Source organism: Bacillus sp. 5w2, assembly GCF_054353775.1.
In genome coordinates, this window is the sequence record NZ_JBTIWT010000007.1 from 143,708 (window position 1) to 159,073 (window position 15,366).

13 protein-coding genes and 1 riboswitch are annotated in these 15,366 nt (G+C 36.6%); of the genes, 4 read left to right on the forward strand and 9 right to left on the reverse strand.

Annotated features, from left to right (window positions below):
- Positions 1 to 30: 30 nt before the first annotated feature.
- Complete coding sequence (locus tag ACXY7N_RS14795) at positions 31 to 639, reverse strand: SAM-dependent methyltransferase (RefSeq protein ID WP_016133505.1); 609 nt, start codon at positions 637 to 639, stop codon at positions 31 to 33.
- A gap of 192 nt (positions 640 to 831) precedes the next feature.
- Positions 832 to 1,947: a M20 peptidase aminoacylase family protein gene (locus tag ACXY7N_RS14800; RefSeq protein WP_353761363.1), complete on the reverse strand. Its 1,116-nt coding sequence runs from the start codon at positions 1,945 to 1,947 to the stop codon at positions 832 to 834.
- 294 nt (positions 1,948 to 2,241) lie between these two features.
- On the opposite strand from ACXY7N_RS14800, the gene nhaC reads away from it, so the two are divergent.
- The gene (gene nhaC / locus ACXY7N_RS14805) at positions 2,242 to 3,663 is read left to right on the forward strand and encodes a Na+/H+ antiporter NhaC (RefSeq protein ID WP_016089516.1); all 1,422 of its coding nucleotides are present in this window, start codon (positions 2,242 to 2,244) and stop codon (positions 3,661 to 3,663) included.
- Here nhaC and ACXY7N_RS14810 read toward each other — a convergent pair.
- Positions 3,652 to 4,923, reverse strand: a complete 1,272-nt coding sequence (locus ACXY7N_RS14810) for a transcriptional regulator (protein WP_353811505.1) — start codon at positions 4,921 to 4,923, stop codon at positions 3,652 to 3,654. The two genes, nhaC and ACXY7N_RS14810, sit on opposite strands and share 12 nt — an antisense overlap.
- A gap of 93 nt (positions 4,924 to 5,016) precedes the next feature.
- Here ACXY7N_RS14810 and ACXY7N_RS14815 point away from each other — a divergent pair, with 93 nt between their 5' ends.
- Together ACXY7N_RS14815 and ACXY7N_RS14820 are read left to right on the forward strand one after the other, a co-directional pair.
- On the forward strand, positions 5,017 to 6,126 hold the full coding sequence (locus ACXY7N_RS14815) for a mandelate racemase/muconate lactonizing enzyme family protein (protein WP_016133501.1): 1,110 nt from the start codon (positions 5,017 to 5,019) through the stop codon (positions 6,124 to 6,126).
- Positions 6,127 to 6,140: 14 nt separating this feature from the next.
- Positions 6,141 to 6,836, forward strand: coding sequence for a GNAT family N-acetyltransferase (locus ACXY7N_RS14820; RefSeq protein WP_353811506.1), 696 nt, complete (start codon positions 6,141 to 6,143; stop codon positions 6,834 to 6,836).
- A gap of 174 nt (positions 6,837 to 7,010) precedes the next feature.
- Here ACXY7N_RS14820 and ACXY7N_RS14825 read toward each other — a convergent pair whose 3' ends face one another.
- The 5 genes from ACXY7N_RS14825 to rlmD form a co-directional block, all read right to left on the reverse strand.
- The gene (locus tag ACXY7N_RS14825) at positions 7,011 to 7,718 is read right to left on the reverse strand and encodes a M48 family metallopeptidase (RefSeq protein ID WP_016089520.1); all 708 of its coding nucleotides are present in this window, start codon (positions 7,716 to 7,718) and stop codon (positions 7,011 to 7,013) included.
- 94 nt (positions 7,719 to 7,812) lie between these two features.
- The gene (locus tag ACXY7N_RS14830; protein WP_116363670.1) at positions 7,813 to 8,331 is read right to left on the reverse strand and encodes a YehS family protein; all 519 of its coding nucleotides are present in this window, start codon (positions 8,329 to 8,331) and stop codon (positions 7,813 to 7,815) included.
- A gap of 504 nt (positions 8,332 to 8,835) precedes the next feature.
- Positions 8,836 to 10,851 carry a GAF domain-containing sensor histidine kinase gene (locus ACXY7N_RS14835; protein ID WP_016089522.1) on the reverse strand — a complete coding sequence of 672 codons (2,016 nt, stop codon included), beginning with the start codon at positions 10,849 to 10,851 and terminating at the stop codon, positions 8,836 to 8,838.
- A 179-nt stretch (positions 10,852 to 11,030) separates the two neighbouring features.
- Positions 11,031 to 12,020 carry a tRNA dihydrouridine synthase gene (locus ACXY7N_RS14840; protein WP_116363671.1) on the reverse strand — a complete coding sequence of 330 codons (990 nt, stop codon included), beginning with the start codon at positions 12,018 to 12,020 and terminating at the stop codon, positions 11,031 to 11,033.
- 160 nt (positions 12,021 to 12,180) lie between these two features.
- Positions 12,181 to 13,557 carry a 23S rRNA (uracil(1939)-C(5))-methyltransferase RlmD gene (rlmD, locus tag ACXY7N_RS14845; protein WP_016089524.1) on the reverse strand — a complete coding sequence of 459 codons (1,377 nt, stop codon included), beginning with the start codon at positions 13,555 to 13,557 and terminating at the stop codon, positions 12,181 to 12,183.
- Positions 13,558 to 13,678: 121 nt separating this feature from the next.
- A riboswitch (purine riboswitch) is annotated at positions 13,679 to 13,780 on the forward strand.
- Positions 13,781 to 13,976: 196 nt separating this feature from the next.
- On the opposite strand from rlmD, the gene ACXY7N_RS14850 reads away from it, so the two are divergent.
- Positions 13,977 to 15,173 carry a NupC/NupG family nucleoside CNT transporter gene (locus ACXY7N_RS14850; RefSeq protein WP_016089525.1) on the forward strand — a complete coding sequence of 399 codons (1,197 nt, stop codon included), beginning with the start codon at positions 13,977 to 13,979 and terminating at the stop codon, positions 15,171 to 15,173.
- Here ACXY7N_RS14850 and ACXY7N_RS14855 read toward each other — a convergent pair.
- Positions 15,170 to 15,298 (reverse strand): hypothetical protein, encoded by a 129-nt coding sequence (locus ACXY7N_RS14855; protein WP_255290085.1) that lies wholly within the window; start codon positions 15,296 to 15,298, stop codon positions 15,170 to 15,172. The two genes, ACXY7N_RS14850 and ACXY7N_RS14855, sit on opposite strands and share 4 nt — an antisense overlap.
- Between the last annotated feature and the right edge of the window lie 68 nt (positions 15,299 to 15,366).

Sequence of the window (15,366 nt, forward strand, 5' to 3'; positions counted from 1 at the left end):
AAAAAACAGGTGCCTTAGCACCTGTTTTTTTTATAATCCTAACGTATAAACTAAAAATCTCTCATTCCCATTCTTCTCATAAGCACCCGGCAATCTAACCTCTCTCTTTAATTCAAACGCTGTCTGGTTCTCTAAGAAGAAAATATAATCCTCCGAAGGATAGTATAAAATAATGTCCACTTCCCTCTCTGCCTCTTCTACCGAAAGCAAAATGTTATTTACTACGTTCATAAATACTTGTACTGAAAACGGATTAAAGAAATAAAATCGGTTATCACGCGAATCAACTTCATATTCTTGTGCTAAACAGCACTCAAATTGAATTTTATCTTTGCTGTTTCGTACTTTTCGCACATAACGATCACGATTATCCATCGCATCTTTATAAAACTCTTCATTCATTTCAATTCCAACTGCTGAAGCACCGCACTTATGGTGCATGTAAAAGTTTAATCGTCCTTTTCCGCATCCAAAGTCTACAATTCGGTCGCTACTTTTAATTTCGTATTGGTTCAAAAGTTCCTCTAATCCACTATATGGCGTCGGCTCATAACGGTGGTAATGCATAGACTTATTAAATCCCTTTTGCTCGCCGACTGTTTTTATATTTAAAACTGCATCATAATATTGTTCGTTCATTGATTTTCTCCTATTAAAAATGGTACTTATTATTATACACCATGTATTGGAGAGGAATTTTTCATCAAATTAGTTGGTATGTGAAATTATATCAACGATTTTTTCAATATATCTATCGTAACTTCAAATATATCAACGATTTTTCAAATATATCGATTTAACGACAAAGTATGACAAAAAAACAGGAGCTCTCTAGCCCCTGTCCTCTAATACTTTCAATACAGTTTGTTTCAATATTTCTACTCCATCCATGATACAACTATGATCGAACTTCATATACGGATGGTGTAATCCAGGTTGTAGATTAGCCCCTAGTCCAAGCATGACAGCTTTTAAATGTGGTCTCTTCACTGTGTAGTAATGGAAATCATCGCTTCCTGTCGTATACAGTGGTCCAGTACATCCCTCTTCCCCGTACACTTCAAGAATGCCCTTTCGCATAAAGCGCTCAGCTTCTTCTGACACTTCAGCTCCTGGTGCGAGATCGATCCACTCATAAGATACTTTAGATCCCATTGATTCAGCTGACAAAATTACTTGCTCTATTTTTTGCTTCAATTCATTTAGTAATATGTTATTCTCTGCTCTTACATCTAAACTAAAATGACCGTTACCCGGAATAATATTTAAATTATCACCACCAGCTTGGCACCTTGTCATCTTCACTGAATAGGAACTTTGCGGCGGTAACCATATATTTTTCAATCCAATATTGATCATCGAAATGACATCAATTGCATTTATCCCTTGATGCGGGCGTGCCCCATGTGCATCATCTCCGTGAATCGTTCCTTCTAAAAATCCTGCTGCTCCGTGACGAATAGATGGGGCAGCTTGTTTCAAAGGTAGTTCTTCAATCGGTCTTAAATGAACACCAAATAAGAAGTCAGCATCATCCACGGCACCCTTCTCTACCATCTTTAAAGAACCATTTCCTTTTTCCTCTGCCGGCTGAAAAATAAACCTAACCGTTCCACTACCCCATCTCATATTTTTCAATTGTAAAATAAGCCCCATCACAATTGTCATATGTGCATCGTGACCACATGAATGATTCGCTTTAAACTCTCCGTCTACTTCTTGCCAAAGTGCATCCATATCGGCACGAATTGCAACAACTGGATTTCCACTTCCAATTTCAGCGATCACGCCTGGGCAATCATCAAATATTTTATATGAAATTCCTTCTTCTTTTAAAAAGTTAGTAATATACGCTGTCGTTTCATACTCTTTCCAACTCACTTCAGGGTTTTCATGTAAATGCTGAAAAATTTCAGTTAAACGCTCTTGTAGTTCTAATGTTTTCAAAGCTACATTCTCCTTCCCAAATTCCAAAACCATTCAGGTTAATTATACTTATGAAAAACAGATGTTTTTATGAACATATTGAATTTTAAGAAAAAAGTCAATTGTTTATTTTCAAACACTTAAAAAGCTTACTCTACATCTATATTACAAACTAAACAAACAACTAGAATATTACTTATTTTCTGTCTTTTATGTTGACGCTTACATATCTTTTTAGTTATCATAACCTAATAAACGTCTATTTTACGACAATTCTAAAAATACAAACAAACATACATAACAAGGAGGAAATTTATGAAAAAAGAAATACCTTTTGGAATAGCAATAATCCCTATTATTATTACAGTTGCAGTTATGATGGTTACAATTGTTGTATTAGAACAAAGCCCTCACGTCCCACTTATTATCGGTACAACCGTTGCTTCTATCGTCGCTTGGCGTTACGGTTACAAATGGAACGACATTGAAGAATCAATGTATAAAGGAATTCGCCTCGCATTACCCGCTATCGTTATCATTATTCTAGTAGGTTTAACGATCGGTGCTTGGATTGGCGGCGGAATCGTCGCAACAATGATTTATTACGGGTTAAATCTTTTAACTCCATCACTATTTTTAGTTTCAATTACAATTATTTGTTCTATTGTTGCATTAGCGATTGGTAGCTCTTGGTCTACAATGGGAACAATTGGTGTTGCAGGAATGGGAATTGGCCTAAGTATGGGAATCCCAGCTCCAATGGTTGCCGGTGCTATCATTTCCGGTTCTTATTTCGGCGATAAAATGTCACCGCTTTCAGACACGACAAACTTAGCCGCAGGATTAACAAATACAGATTTATTCACACATATTCGTCATATGTTATTTACTACAATTCCAGGTTTAATTATTACTCTTATCGTTTATGCGCTCTTAGGAAGAAGCTTTGGCGCTAACAATATTGATGCAAAAAGTATCGATCAAACGTTACAAGTATTACAACAAAATTTTGTTATTTCACCCTTCCTATTAATTATACCTGTAATCGTAATGGTATTGGTTGCTAAAAAGGTTCCAGCTATACCAGCTATTCTCGTAGGTATTATTTTAGGATTTTTATCACAAGTCTTTATTCAAGGTGGTTCTGTCTCATCAGCTGTCGGCGCACTCCAAAGTGGATTTGTTATAGAAACTGGAAATAAGCTAGTAGACGAACTCTTTAATCGTGGTGGTTTAAGCTCTATGATGAATACGGTCTCTATGACAATTGTCGCTATGACCTTCGGAGGAGTACTAGAGCATACTGGCATTCTTCGCGCAATTGTAAATCAAATTTTGAAATTAGCGAAGTCATCAAAAGGACTTATCGCTTCTACTATTGCTTCGTGCTTTGCGACAAACCTTACTTGCTCTGAACAATATATCTCGATTGTTGTTCCTTCAAGAATGTACGCAAATGCATACACAGAAAAAGGACTGCATTCTAAAAATTTATCCAGAGCATTAGAAGATGGCGGAACATTAACTTCTGTCTTCGTACCTTGGAATACATGTGGTGTATTTATTCTCGCAACACTTGGAGTTGGTGCATTCGAATATGCTCCTTATGCTATATTGAATTTCATCGTACCTATTATCTCAATCCTTTACGGCATAACTGGTCTCACAATTACGAAACTATCAGACATTGAAAAAGCAGAACTACTAAAAAAACAAAAGGCTCAATTAGAAGCTTAAAGATAACGGTAAATTCAGTTCGTATATTGCGCGAGGGCGTCCTTGTTGATAAGGCATTTCCTCGCCGCAAATATGAACATACCCATAATCAACTAGTTTCTTTAATAACCTTTCTGTTGATCGGCGAGTCACTTGTAAGTATTCAGAAAGATCTGCTGCTGTAAACTTCAATGACGGATGTGATTGACTAAATTGAATAATTTTTGATAAGTTTGCTGGACTAAGTTTCGTTTCCTTCGCTATTTTCATTAGCTCCGGGTTATCATTCTTCAAACTTTGTACTCTCTGTTCTTTCGGGAACGGACCAAATAGTTCTTTATCACTTGTTAGTATATAAAAACAGTGGTCTATTGGATTATTCTTCGCGAAACCTTGAGCGATTTTAGCATTTTGCTCTGCTTCCTTCACAGTTTTTCCGTAACCAAATCCAATAGCTATCGTTCCTTCTATACTCGCAAATAAATCATTTATCATATTTGTTTTTATAATCGATTCAATATCACCACGAGTCGTATACAAAATGAACGTCATTTCATCAACTTTTTTAAATGAACCACGTAGTTCTTTTGAAATGACATCTAATTGCTCAAGCAAACCTTCTCGTAATTCTAAAGAAGAAATCATGCAAGCACCAACAGTAGCTGAATGGCTTTTTGCTAACTCAGCTTTTATTTTCGCATCTTTTAACCCATGTATAATGGATTGCTTCGGATCTATCATACGCTCTGAAGGAATACCTATTTTTTGAAGTTCATCATAGACAGTGTGAATGCTAGTTAAAGCTAAATGAGCCTCTCCAGATTGGTATTTAGCTACATGAAAATCAATAACTCTCTTTATTTCATCTTTACTCCACAGCATATTTTCATAATCAAACACTTGTGGATTTTCTTTTATACCGATATCATGGAACACATTTGTAATGAATGAGCGGTCTACTAAATCAATTGAAATTTTATGTGGTTGAATACGTTGGTGATACATGACAGAAAGAATAGAAGATGCGACAGTTGTCTCGTCTTGCTGTAAGTACGTACTTGGAATTCGTAATTGTTCTCTTATTTCTTTTGCCATATAATAAGGTAAAGCACCTGAGAAAAAGATGAAATCACAAGGCTTTAAACGCTTCAATAGTTCAGAAGATTCTGCCGGATGAAGGTAAATATATGGATCAATTTCTATTTCTTCTAGTTTATGAGCGATAGGTAAAAGTGTCTCCATAAACTCTTTTGAACCGACGACTGCAATTTTTATCATCATTTTCTCTAACTCCTTATCATTAATTAACGACTATTTAACGTCAACTATATCAAATGTACAAAACCATTGTAAACAGGAAGGGGTCTTTATTCAATGAAAATTACAGCTATTCATCTTTACGCAATTCGTTTACCGCTTCGCGATCCGTTTGTTATTAGTTATGGTTCTTATTCTGATATGCCTTCTATTATCGTCAAAATGGAAACAGACGAAGGCATTATCGGTTACGGTGAAGGCGTTGCTGATGATCACGTTACAGGCGAATCATGGGAAAGTACTTTCCATACTTTAAAACATACACTGGCTCCTGCACTCATCGGGCAAAATCCAATGACTATCGAGAAAATACACGATATGATGGATAACACAATTTACGGTGTTCCTACTGCGAAGGCTGCAATTGATATCGCTTGTTTCGATATAATGGGTAAAAAACTAAATCAACCTGTATATCAATTAATTGGCGGACGATACCATGAAGAATTCCCTGTCACTCACGTCTTAAGTATCGCAGACCCAGAAGACATGGCTGAAGAAGCTGCTTCTATGATTCAGAAAGGTTACCAATCTTTCAAAATGAAAGTCGGTACAAATGTAAAAGAAGATGTAAAACGAATTGAAGCAGTACGTGAACGTGTAGGAAATGATATTGCGATTCGCGTTGATGTAAACCAAGGGTGGAAAAATAGCGCAAACACATTAACGGCACTTCGTTCATTAGGACATGTAAACATCGACTGGATTGAACAGCCTGTTATAGCGGACGATATTGACGCAATGGCTCATATTCGTTCTAAAACAGACCTTCCGCTTATGATTGATGAAGGATTAAAAAGTTCTCGTGAAATGCGCCAAATCATTAAATTAGACGCTGCTGATAAAGTGAACATAAAACTAATGAAATGCGGCGGCATATATCCCGCTGTAAAACTCGCTCATCAAGCAGAAATGGCAGGCATTGAGTGCCAAGTTGGATCCATGGTCGAATCATCTGTTGCCTCTTCCGCAGGATTCCATGTCGCTTTCTCAAAAAAAATCATTACAAGCGTAGAACTTACAGGACCATTAAAATTCACGAAAGACATTGGTAACTTACATTACGACGTGCCATTCATTCGCTTAAACGAAAAACCAGGACTAGGCATTGAAATAAACGAAGATACATTACAAGAACTAACCGTCTTTCAAGATGTTGTACGCTAAAGGAGGGCTCATACATGACAGTTCTATATGAAGGTGCATTAAAACAAAATAACGAGCTATTTCACGTTACATTACTATCAAGAGAGCATATCGAACAAATTTTATCACTACAAAACGTTGTAGTTGAGGCATTAGAAGATAAAGGTCGTTTACAACCACTCTCACAAGAAGAATTTCAATACATTCTAGAAGGAAACGGCATGATGATCGGTGCTTTTATAAAAAACGAACTCATCGCATTTCGCGCCCTACTCGTCCCTCCTATCGACGACGAACATTTAGGACTTGATATTGGCCTATCAGAAAGCGAACTACACCGCGTCATCTATCAAGAAATCTCAAACGTTCATCCGAACTGCCGAGGAAATGGGATGCAAAAAATATTAGCAAACGTCATCATGGACGAATTACAAAAAGAAGATGGCAAATACGATTACGTTTGCTGCACAGTTGCGCCTTTTAACATTCCGAGTTTAAAAGATAAGTTTGCGCAAGGGATGGAAATTGCTGCGCTGAAAGAGAAATACGGCGGGAGTATGCGGTATGTTTTTGTGAAGGAATTGCGCGGGGATAAAGAAAGAGATTGGACGGATGTTCAGCGTATTCTAATGAGTGATGCTAGTGGACAGCAGGCGTTGCTTTCGGAAGGGTATCGTGGGTATGAGATGGAGAAAACAGACGATACTTTCATTGTGAAGTTTGGACGATAATTTACATGCAAGAAAAGGAAGGGGTATCCCTTCCTTTTTATTTTCTCCTCGCTGAACAGTTCTTTGGTACATGAAATTATATCAACGATTTTTCAAATATATCTATCGTAACTCAAAATATATCAACGATTCGACAAGGAATATCGATTTACCGACAAAAATCGATATTCCTTACTAAACCGTCATCTTCCAACTCGATAACGCTAACCAGTTTTCCATTTCCTTATAATCAGGCATTATCTTCCCGACAAGACGCCAAAAAGAGCGATCATGATTTAAATGAACCATATGACACATTTCATGAACGACTACATAGTCAATTACTCGCTGTGGTGCCATTGCTAACTTCCAATTGAATGTTAGCTGTAAATTCGAATCGCAAGTACCCCAAGTACGACTACTATCTGTAATACGAATAGAACGTGGTTTTGTTTTGAAATTACTTTGATGCGCTTTAATACTCTTCTCTACTAAAGTTTTACACTGCTTATAATAAAATCGTTTTAAAGCTTGCTGTATTTTCTCATCCTTAAGCTCTTTCACATAAATATGTAGCTTATTCCCTTCAAACACTGCATTGTCTTGCGTAATACTTGCATCTTGAGAAATTTGTATTGGATACGTATTCCCTAAGTACAGAAAACCCTCGCCTTGATCATAATCCTTTTCCTGTGGTCCAAGCGCTCGTTCCTGCATTTCCTGACGTGTTTTCTGAATCCACTCCCATTTCTCCTCTAACAATTGGACTAAGTATTCAACAGGCGTTCCTTTTGGAGCCTGCACTTCCACATTTCCGTACGAATCTACAAAAAGACGCACCGATTTTTTCTTTTTATAAGTTATATGAAAATTAATTGTCTCACCTAAATATGTATGTACCATTTCATCACCTAACGTATTATTTTACAAATAAAAAAGAGTAGGATATAAACGCCCTACTCTACCTATTATATCATTTATCGCTTTAACGGAATCATTACCCTCTATACTTTACACCTAATCCCTTAATGAAATTCCTTGCGTATCTATCACCGCACTCTTTGTAATTTTTATGACCTTTTTTTCTTAATAGAGCGCCTAACTCTCCTTTTGTTACCGTAACACCTACGCTATCTAATATATCAAGTACATCCTCACTCGTTAATGATAGTGCAATTTTCATTTTCTTTAGAAGAAGGTTATTAGCACTCTCTTTGCTTTGTACAGGTGCCGGTTGTCCTGGTTTCGGATCTTGTTTCCCTCTTTTTAAAGTAATAAATCCATTTAAAAATGCTTCTAACATCACCATATCGCACGTTAATACGTACTCATCTTCGATTACATCATCATTTTCAGCTTCATGCTGAGGAGCTCTCTTTATTTTTGTAAGCATATCAACTACGTCTTCTTTCGTTACTTCCATACCACCAAGTTTAAAGATTTCTACCATATCTATATCTCTTATATCTAAAGCGTACCTTACTCTTTTTAATATATCGTTGTTGCTCATTGCCATTGTTTTGCCTCCTGAAATGTTGATTATAATAATGCTTTTAGCATGTGTAAATGAATGTCGTTAAGTTACTACTTTAACATTTTAGAGGGCGGTTTTGTAGTCTTAGGTGGATTAATGGTTGTGGGGATGATTTTATTTATTATTAAGAGATACTTCTAATAACGAATTTATTTTATTAGAAATTAAGAAAGATCCTATCGATAGAAACGCCTTCAATCAAATTAAATACTGTAAAAGGTATTTTAGTTGGTAGTGGGATAGCTCCTTCCTTTGAGGATGATATTAATAAAGCAAAAAAGGATGGGGATTTACTATTAATTAACTCACTTAAAAATGGACTAACCTGATATAGGTTAGTCCATTTCTTTTTATGCAGCTCTAATTTAATTGGCAGCTCAAACGTGAATGTTACGTAAAATTCAGGCGAAATATATTGATTATATTTACTTAAGTTTTACTTTTTATTTGTGGTACAGTTCACCGTAACTAATCTAAATGAGGTTATTATTCATTATTTTCATAATTAAATTTAACAAAAAAGGTCGTGCCTTCCGATCCTGTTTGAATTTCTATTTTTGCATTATGACGGGCAGCAATGGCATAACATATGCCTAGCCCCAATCCAGTTCCATTATCTTTTGTCGTGTAAAATGGAGTACCCAGTTTCTCTAATACTTCAGGCCTGATACCTTCTCCTTGATCCCGCACTGCAAGCACCACACAATTTCGACCTTCTTTGTAGGTGCTAATGGTTAGAGCTTTTTCTGTGCCCATCGCTTCTAAGCCATTACGATATAGGTTTATTAATAATTGCCGTATCTCATTACGATTTAAAAGTAATTCCGGAATGTCATTTGTATCGACTTGAATATATTTATTTTGATTATACGTATCAATCTTTATTAAAGGAATAATATCGCGGATAATTGAATTTAAATCTAACATCTGCAAATCTGATTTCTTTGTATTACCCATTGAGAGAAATTCAGTAATAATAGAATTGGCACGGTCAAGTTCTTCAATCATTAAATTAAAGTGCTTGTTATGTTTCTCATAGGTTGGCTCTTCTTTTAATAACTGCAAAAATCCTCGTACTGTTGTCATTGGATTTCTAATCTCATGGCTGATGCCTGCTGCCATTTGCCCTATTAAATCTAGGTTCGATAACCTTTTCAATTCCTGCTCATATTGCTTTTTTTCCGTTATGTTTTTAAAAATACAACAAATACCATCATCATACGGGTATGCAATAACTTCGTGCCAATATTCATCAGAGGTAGAAAAAAATTCGAAACAAACTGTAGTTCGCTCTGACATTGCACGATGAAGTTCCTTATACATAACTTCGTCAACGCTACTCGGGAAAATCCCCCATATATTCTTGCCTAATACATCTTTTGCTGTTTTTCTTTGTGGAAAATATTGATGCTTATTTACGTACGTAAATGCCCATGTATTATTCAAAGTAAAAAATCCATCCGTAATACTTTCAATCACACTTGTAACTTTTTCATTAGCAACAGCCAGTTCTCTCGTTCGCTCTTCCACCATGCTTTCAAGTCGATCCATATATAACAAGTTGGAAAATGTAGGCGCTGTGGCATCAACGATAGATTTTGCCAGTTGCATTTGGGAATTATCATAATTGTGAGCTTTTCCCTCTTTGCCAACGACGATTACCCCTAATACTTCTCCCATTGAAACCAATGGAATCATCAGTAGACCCTTACAATCTATTTTTTTTGTTTGAATAACCTCTTGGATCTTGGCTTCATAGCTTTTCTCCATCCAATCCGCTTCTGTCCAATCACAGTCCTTGCTTAACTTCGTTGTTTTAATCGTGGTTTTGTCTAGCGGGTCTAAAAGGTGGGCAGCCATGTTTTTACTCTCTAAAATCTGTCCTAAGTAAAGAAAACATTTATCAAAACTCTCCTGTATCGAGGAACACATTGATAAATCACGGGTAACATTTAGTAACAGCTGCTTCTCGGCAATAAGGTTTTCCTTTTGAGTTAAATTATTTGCGTTTTGAATTGCGACCGCGGCCATATTTACATAAGCTTCAACACTTTGAATTTCTGAATTTGTTAAGTTCATTGGAACTCCATAATCAAATAAAAAAACCAGACCAAATAACTCTTGCCCAAATGAGATAGGTAGAGCTAATAAAGACTTAATTTTGAACGCAGCAACTGGTCTCGAATCCGGCCGATCATCCTTTGATGTATCAGGGATATAAATGGTTTTTTTTGTTTCAATAACTTCTTTTGCTAGTAAGTCTATTTCAGGATCGATTACCTGAGTATCGAGCGTTACGCCATTTATTGTCTCTGGTTTTCCTGCAAACCCTCTAAATGTTCCATCTTCCTGGGGTAAATAAATTCCAACAGCGTTGCACTTAACAATCTCCTCTGATATAGCCATTGTTACACGCTGCAATACTTCACGTAGTTCTAACTTTGTATTTATGATTTTTGTTATATTCGCGAGCCTAGAATATCTCGCCTGATCACTTAACATTCACATGGCCTCCAATTATAGGCATAATAAAATAAACATGATACTATCATTGAAAATCAAGACCAACCATTTTCGATTTTCTCCTGTATTCTTTTCTTACCCTTGTTCGACATAGAATACCGCCCTTACTTATAATACGGTTCACCTTAATTAAAATGAAACAGTGTAACTTTCAAAAGTTACACTGTTTCACTCCCCCCATCTTTATTAACACTCGCCTCAAACTTATCAAGTAATGCACGCACTTCATCCGTCGACTTCGTGCTCATCAATTGATTTCTCAATTCAGCAGCTCCAGGGAAGCCTTTCACATAAATTTTGAAGAAACGGTGAAGCCCTGTGATGGAGCGTGGTAGTACTTCTGCATATTGATCTTGAAGATCAAGTTGTAGTCTTAAAAGATCAAGGTGTTCTTTACTGCTATGCTCTCTTGGCTCTTTTTCAAAAGCAAATGGATTTTTAAAGATGCCTCGTCCAATCATTACGCCATCAATACCGTATTTTTCAGCAAGTTCCAGCCCCATTTTACGATCAAGGATGTCTCCATTGATTGTTATTAGCGTATTTGGTGCAATGCGGTCACGTAATTTTTTTATTTCCGGAATTAGCTCCCAGTGCGCATCTACTTGGCTCATTTCTTCTCTTGTACGTAAGTGAATAGAAAGGTTTGCAATATCTTGTTTGAAAATGTGCGTTAACCAATCTTCCCACTCGCTTAACTCTTTAAAGCCAAGTCGTGTTTTTACGCTGACAGGTAGTCCGCCCGCTTTTGCTGCTTGGATAAGTTCTGCCGCAACGTCTGGACGTAGAATAAGGCCACTCCCTTTTCCTCTTGATGCAACGTTCGGTACAGGGCATCCCATATTAATATCGATACCTTTAAATCCTAGCTCTGCCATACCAATACTCATTTGGCGGAAGTATTCAGGGTTATCTCCCCAAATATGCGCCACGATCGGTTGTTCATCTTCTGTGAAAATTAAACGGCCACGTACACTTTTCATACCTTCTGGATGACAATAGCTATCCGAGTTTGTGAACTCTGTGAAGAATACGTCTGGGCTACCAGCTTCACTTACTACGTGACGAAAAACAACGTCTGTCACATCTTCCATTGGTGCAAGTACGAAAAATGGTCGTGGTAAATCACGCCAAAAATTATCTATCATTTCAAATTCAAATCCTCTCACTATGAATACAATTTCAAACTCTCAATTTATAATTTATGAAAATCAGCAATATTTATTTTAACTAAAATCGCTTATAAATGGTATTTTTGTAAACCAAAAAGCAGATGGTATAGATTTTCCTATATCAACTGCTTTTCTATTATACCAACTTAAGCCAAGCTACACACTCAACATGAGTCGTATGCGGGAACATATCAACAGGTTGTACTTCCTGCGTTTTATATCCGCCTTCTTCTAGTACTTTTAAGTCACGTGCTAATGTTGCGGGATTACATGATACGTATACGACGCGTTTTGGCTTCATGTCGATGATTGTGTTTAGTAGTGCATCATCACAACCTTTACGCGGTGGATCTACGACCATTGTATCGGCGATTATGCCTTCTTTGTACCATTTTGGAATGACTACTTCTGCTTCTCCTACGCCAAACTCAGCGTTTGTCATGTTGTTTAGTGCTGCATTTCGGTTTGCGTCTTCGATTGCTTCTGGGACGATTTCAACGCCGTACACTTTTTTCGCTTTTTGCGCTAGGAATAAGGAAATTGATCCAATTCCACAATAGGCATCAATTACTGTTTCGTTGCCATCTAGTTTTGCATATTCTAACGTTTTATCGTATAACACTTTCGTTTGTTCTGGGTTTACTTGATAGAATGAACGTGCTGAAATTGCAAATTTAATGTCACCGATAAAGTCATAAATGTATTCTGATCCGTACAGTACTGTCGTTGTGTCTCCGAAGATTACGTTTGTACGTTTCGTGTTTACGTTTTGAACAATCGATTTTACTTCTGGGAATTTCGCAGCAATTTCTTCAATGATTGCTTTTTTGTTCGGCAGTTCCGCTGTACGTGTAATGAAGACAAGCATAATTTCCCCTGTTACTTGTCCGTAACGAGCCATTACGTGACGAAGTGTTCCTTTATTACGCTCTTCGTTGTATGCCGAAATACCGTGCTTCTCACAAATACGTTTCACTTCTTGAATTAATGTATCATTTTCTTCGGCCTGAATTAAGCAAGATTCCATATTAATGATGTCATGCGTTCCTTGGCGATAGAAACCAGCTACAAGTCCGCCTTCACGTTCTCCGATTGGTACTTGTGCTTTATTGCGGTATACCCACGGGTTTTTCATGCCAAGTACAGGATGAACAGGAACATCACCTAGTCCTCCGATGCGTTGCATAACGTCGCGTACTTGTTTTTCTTTCGCTTGTAATTGTCCTTCATATGTTAAGTGCTGAAGCTGACAACCGCCGCACTGATTGTACACTGGGCATTCTGCATCTTTACGATATGGGCTCTCTGTATGAAGCTTCATTAAACGACCGAATGCGAAGTTTTTCTTCACTTTAATAATTTTAATTTGTGCTTCTTCACCTGGTAATCCGTTTTTAACGAAAATAGGATAGCCTTTTACTTTCGCAACACCGGCACCATCATGTGTTAAATCTTCAAACACTACATCTATAAATTCGTTTTTTTCAACTGGTGGCGTCATTTTTGTACTCATTTTCCGACCTCTCTTTTTCATAACACTGCGTTACATTTTATCATACTTATACGGTCTATTTCTATCGGAAGAAAAAAAGCTATTGACGATAGTTCTCTGCTAATGTTACGCTACTACTAATTTAATACGGACGATGTTACCTCATATATACTCGATAATATGGATCGAGAGTTTCTACCCGGCAACCTTAAATTGCTGGACTATGGGGAAAACTAATGAATATTAGCCTATGTGCAAAAAAGGACTCATATTGATTAGCTTTCTCTCATAGATGAAAGTGAATCCATATGGGTCTTTTTTTATTTTTCTAAAAGGTCAGACATCTTACGTATGACATAAAACCTCTTTGTTTTATTTTTAGTAATATAACGAGCGTTTTATGTACAAACTTTATACGAACTTCTGAAAGGGGCAACTACATGCAATATGTAATGAGCATTATCGGTATTCTTGTCGTTTTAGGTTTATGCTTTGCTTTGTCAAACAACAAAAGTAAAATCAACTTCCGTGCAATTGCTATTATGATTGGTTTCCAAATTTTAATCGGTTGGTTTATGTTTGGCACAAAAATTGGTCAACAAATTATCATCTTCATTAGTAAAGTTTTCAACAAACTAATTAAACTTGGTACGACAGGTGTCGATTTTCTCTTTAATGGAATTCAAAGAGATTTTGTCTTTTTCTTAAATGTATTATTAATTATCGTATTTTTCTCAGCATTACTTTCTATCTTTAGTTATTTAGGTGTTTTACCATTCATCGTCCGCGTTGTCGGCGGTGCAATTTCAAAAATTACCGGTTTACCACGCGTCGAGTCATTCCACGCAGTAAACTCTGTATTCTTCGGTTCAAGTGAAGCGTTAATCGTTATTAAAAATGATTTACAGCATTTTAACAAAAACCGTATGTTTATCATTTGTTGTTCTGCGATGAGCTCCGTTTCTGCTTCTGTTACAGCATCATACGTAATGATGTTAGATGCGAAATATGTACTAGCAGCTCTTCCATTAAACTTATTCTCAAGCTTAATCGTTTGTTCGTTATTAACACCCGTTGATACGAAGAAAGAAGATGAAGTGATTCAAAAATTTGATAGAACTTTATTCGGAGACAGCTTTATCGGCGCAATGATTAACGGTGCGCTTGATGGTTTAAAAGTAGCTGGTATCGTTGCTGCATTAATGATCGCCTTCATCGGTGTGATGGAAGTTGTAAACTACGTAATTAGCGCAGCTTCAGGTGCAATGGGATATGCTGTTACTTTACAACAAATCTTCGGTTATATACTTGCTCCATTCGCATTCTTAATGGGTATTCCGACTCAAGATATTATCCCAGCTGGTGGTATTATGGGTACAAAGATTGTTTTAAACGAATTTGTAGCAATCCTTGATTTAAAAGGTGTTGCATCAACATTATCTCCACGTACAGTCGGAATCGTTACAGTATTCTTAATTAGCTTCGCAAGTATTAGCCAAATTGGTGCGATCGTTGGTACAATCCGTGCCCTTTCTGAAAAACAAGGAAGCGTCGTATCAAAATTTGGTTGGAAAATGCTATTTGCATCAACACTTGCTTCTATTTTATCTGCGACAATTGCTGGATTGTTTATTTAATAAAAACTCCACCTTACTTCTCCTTTTTCTAAAGGAAGTTTAGGTGGAGTTTTTTCATCTTCTAAATGTATTTTTATGTAAATCTCACCAGAAAAAAATAAGGTATTTTTTCCGAAATATTCCAAAAGTGTATTCCCCTATATATTCTATAGTGATATGATGGACAAGGGTATAATTCAAATTTTTAAAACCA

Bases quoted from the DNA above. Each gene is read 5' to 3' on its own strand.
- ACXY7N_RS14795 (WP_016133505.1), bottom strand. From the start codon at position 639: ATGAACGAACAATATTATGATGCAGTTTTAAATATAAAAACAGTCGGC.
- nhaC (WP_016089516.1), top strand. From the start codon at position 2,242: ATGAAAAAAGAAATACCTTTTGGAATAGCAATAATCCCTATTATTATT.
- ACXY7N_RS14810 (WP_353811505.1), bottom strand. From the start codon at position 4,923: ATGATGATAAAAATTGCAGTCGTCGGTTCAAAAGAGTTTATGGAGACA.
- ACXY7N_RS14815 (WP_016133501.1), top strand. From the start codon at position 5,017: ATGAAAATTACAGCTATTCATCTTTACGCAATTCGTTTACCGCTTCGC.
- ACXY7N_RS14820 (WP_353811506.1), top strand. From the start codon at position 6,141: ATGACAGTTCTATATGAAGGTGCATTAAAACAAAATAACGAGCTATTT.
- ACXY7N_RS14825 (WP_016089520.1), bottom strand. From the start codon at position 7,718: ATGGTACATACATATTTAGGTGAGACAATTAATTTTCATATAACTTAT.
- ACXY7N_RS14830 (WP_116363670.1), bottom strand. From the start codon at position 8,331: ATGGCAATGAGCAACAACGATATATTAAAAAGAGTAAGGTACGCTTTA.
- ACXY7N_RS14835 (WP_016089522.1), bottom strand. From the start codon at position 10,851: ATGTTAAGTGATCAGGCGAGATATTCTAGGCTCGCGAATATAACAAAA.
- ACXY7N_RS14840 (WP_116363671.1), bottom strand. From the start codon at position 12,020: ATGATAGATAATTTTTGGCGTGATTTACCACGACCATTTTTCGTACTT.
- rlmD (WP_016089524.1), bottom strand. From the start codon at position 13,557: ATGAGTACAAAAATGACGCCACCAGTTGAAAAAAACGAATTTATAGAT.
- ACXY7N_RS14850 (WP_016089525.1), top strand. From the start codon at position 13,977: ATGCAATATGTAATGAGCATTATCGGTATTCTTGTCGTTTTAGGTTTA.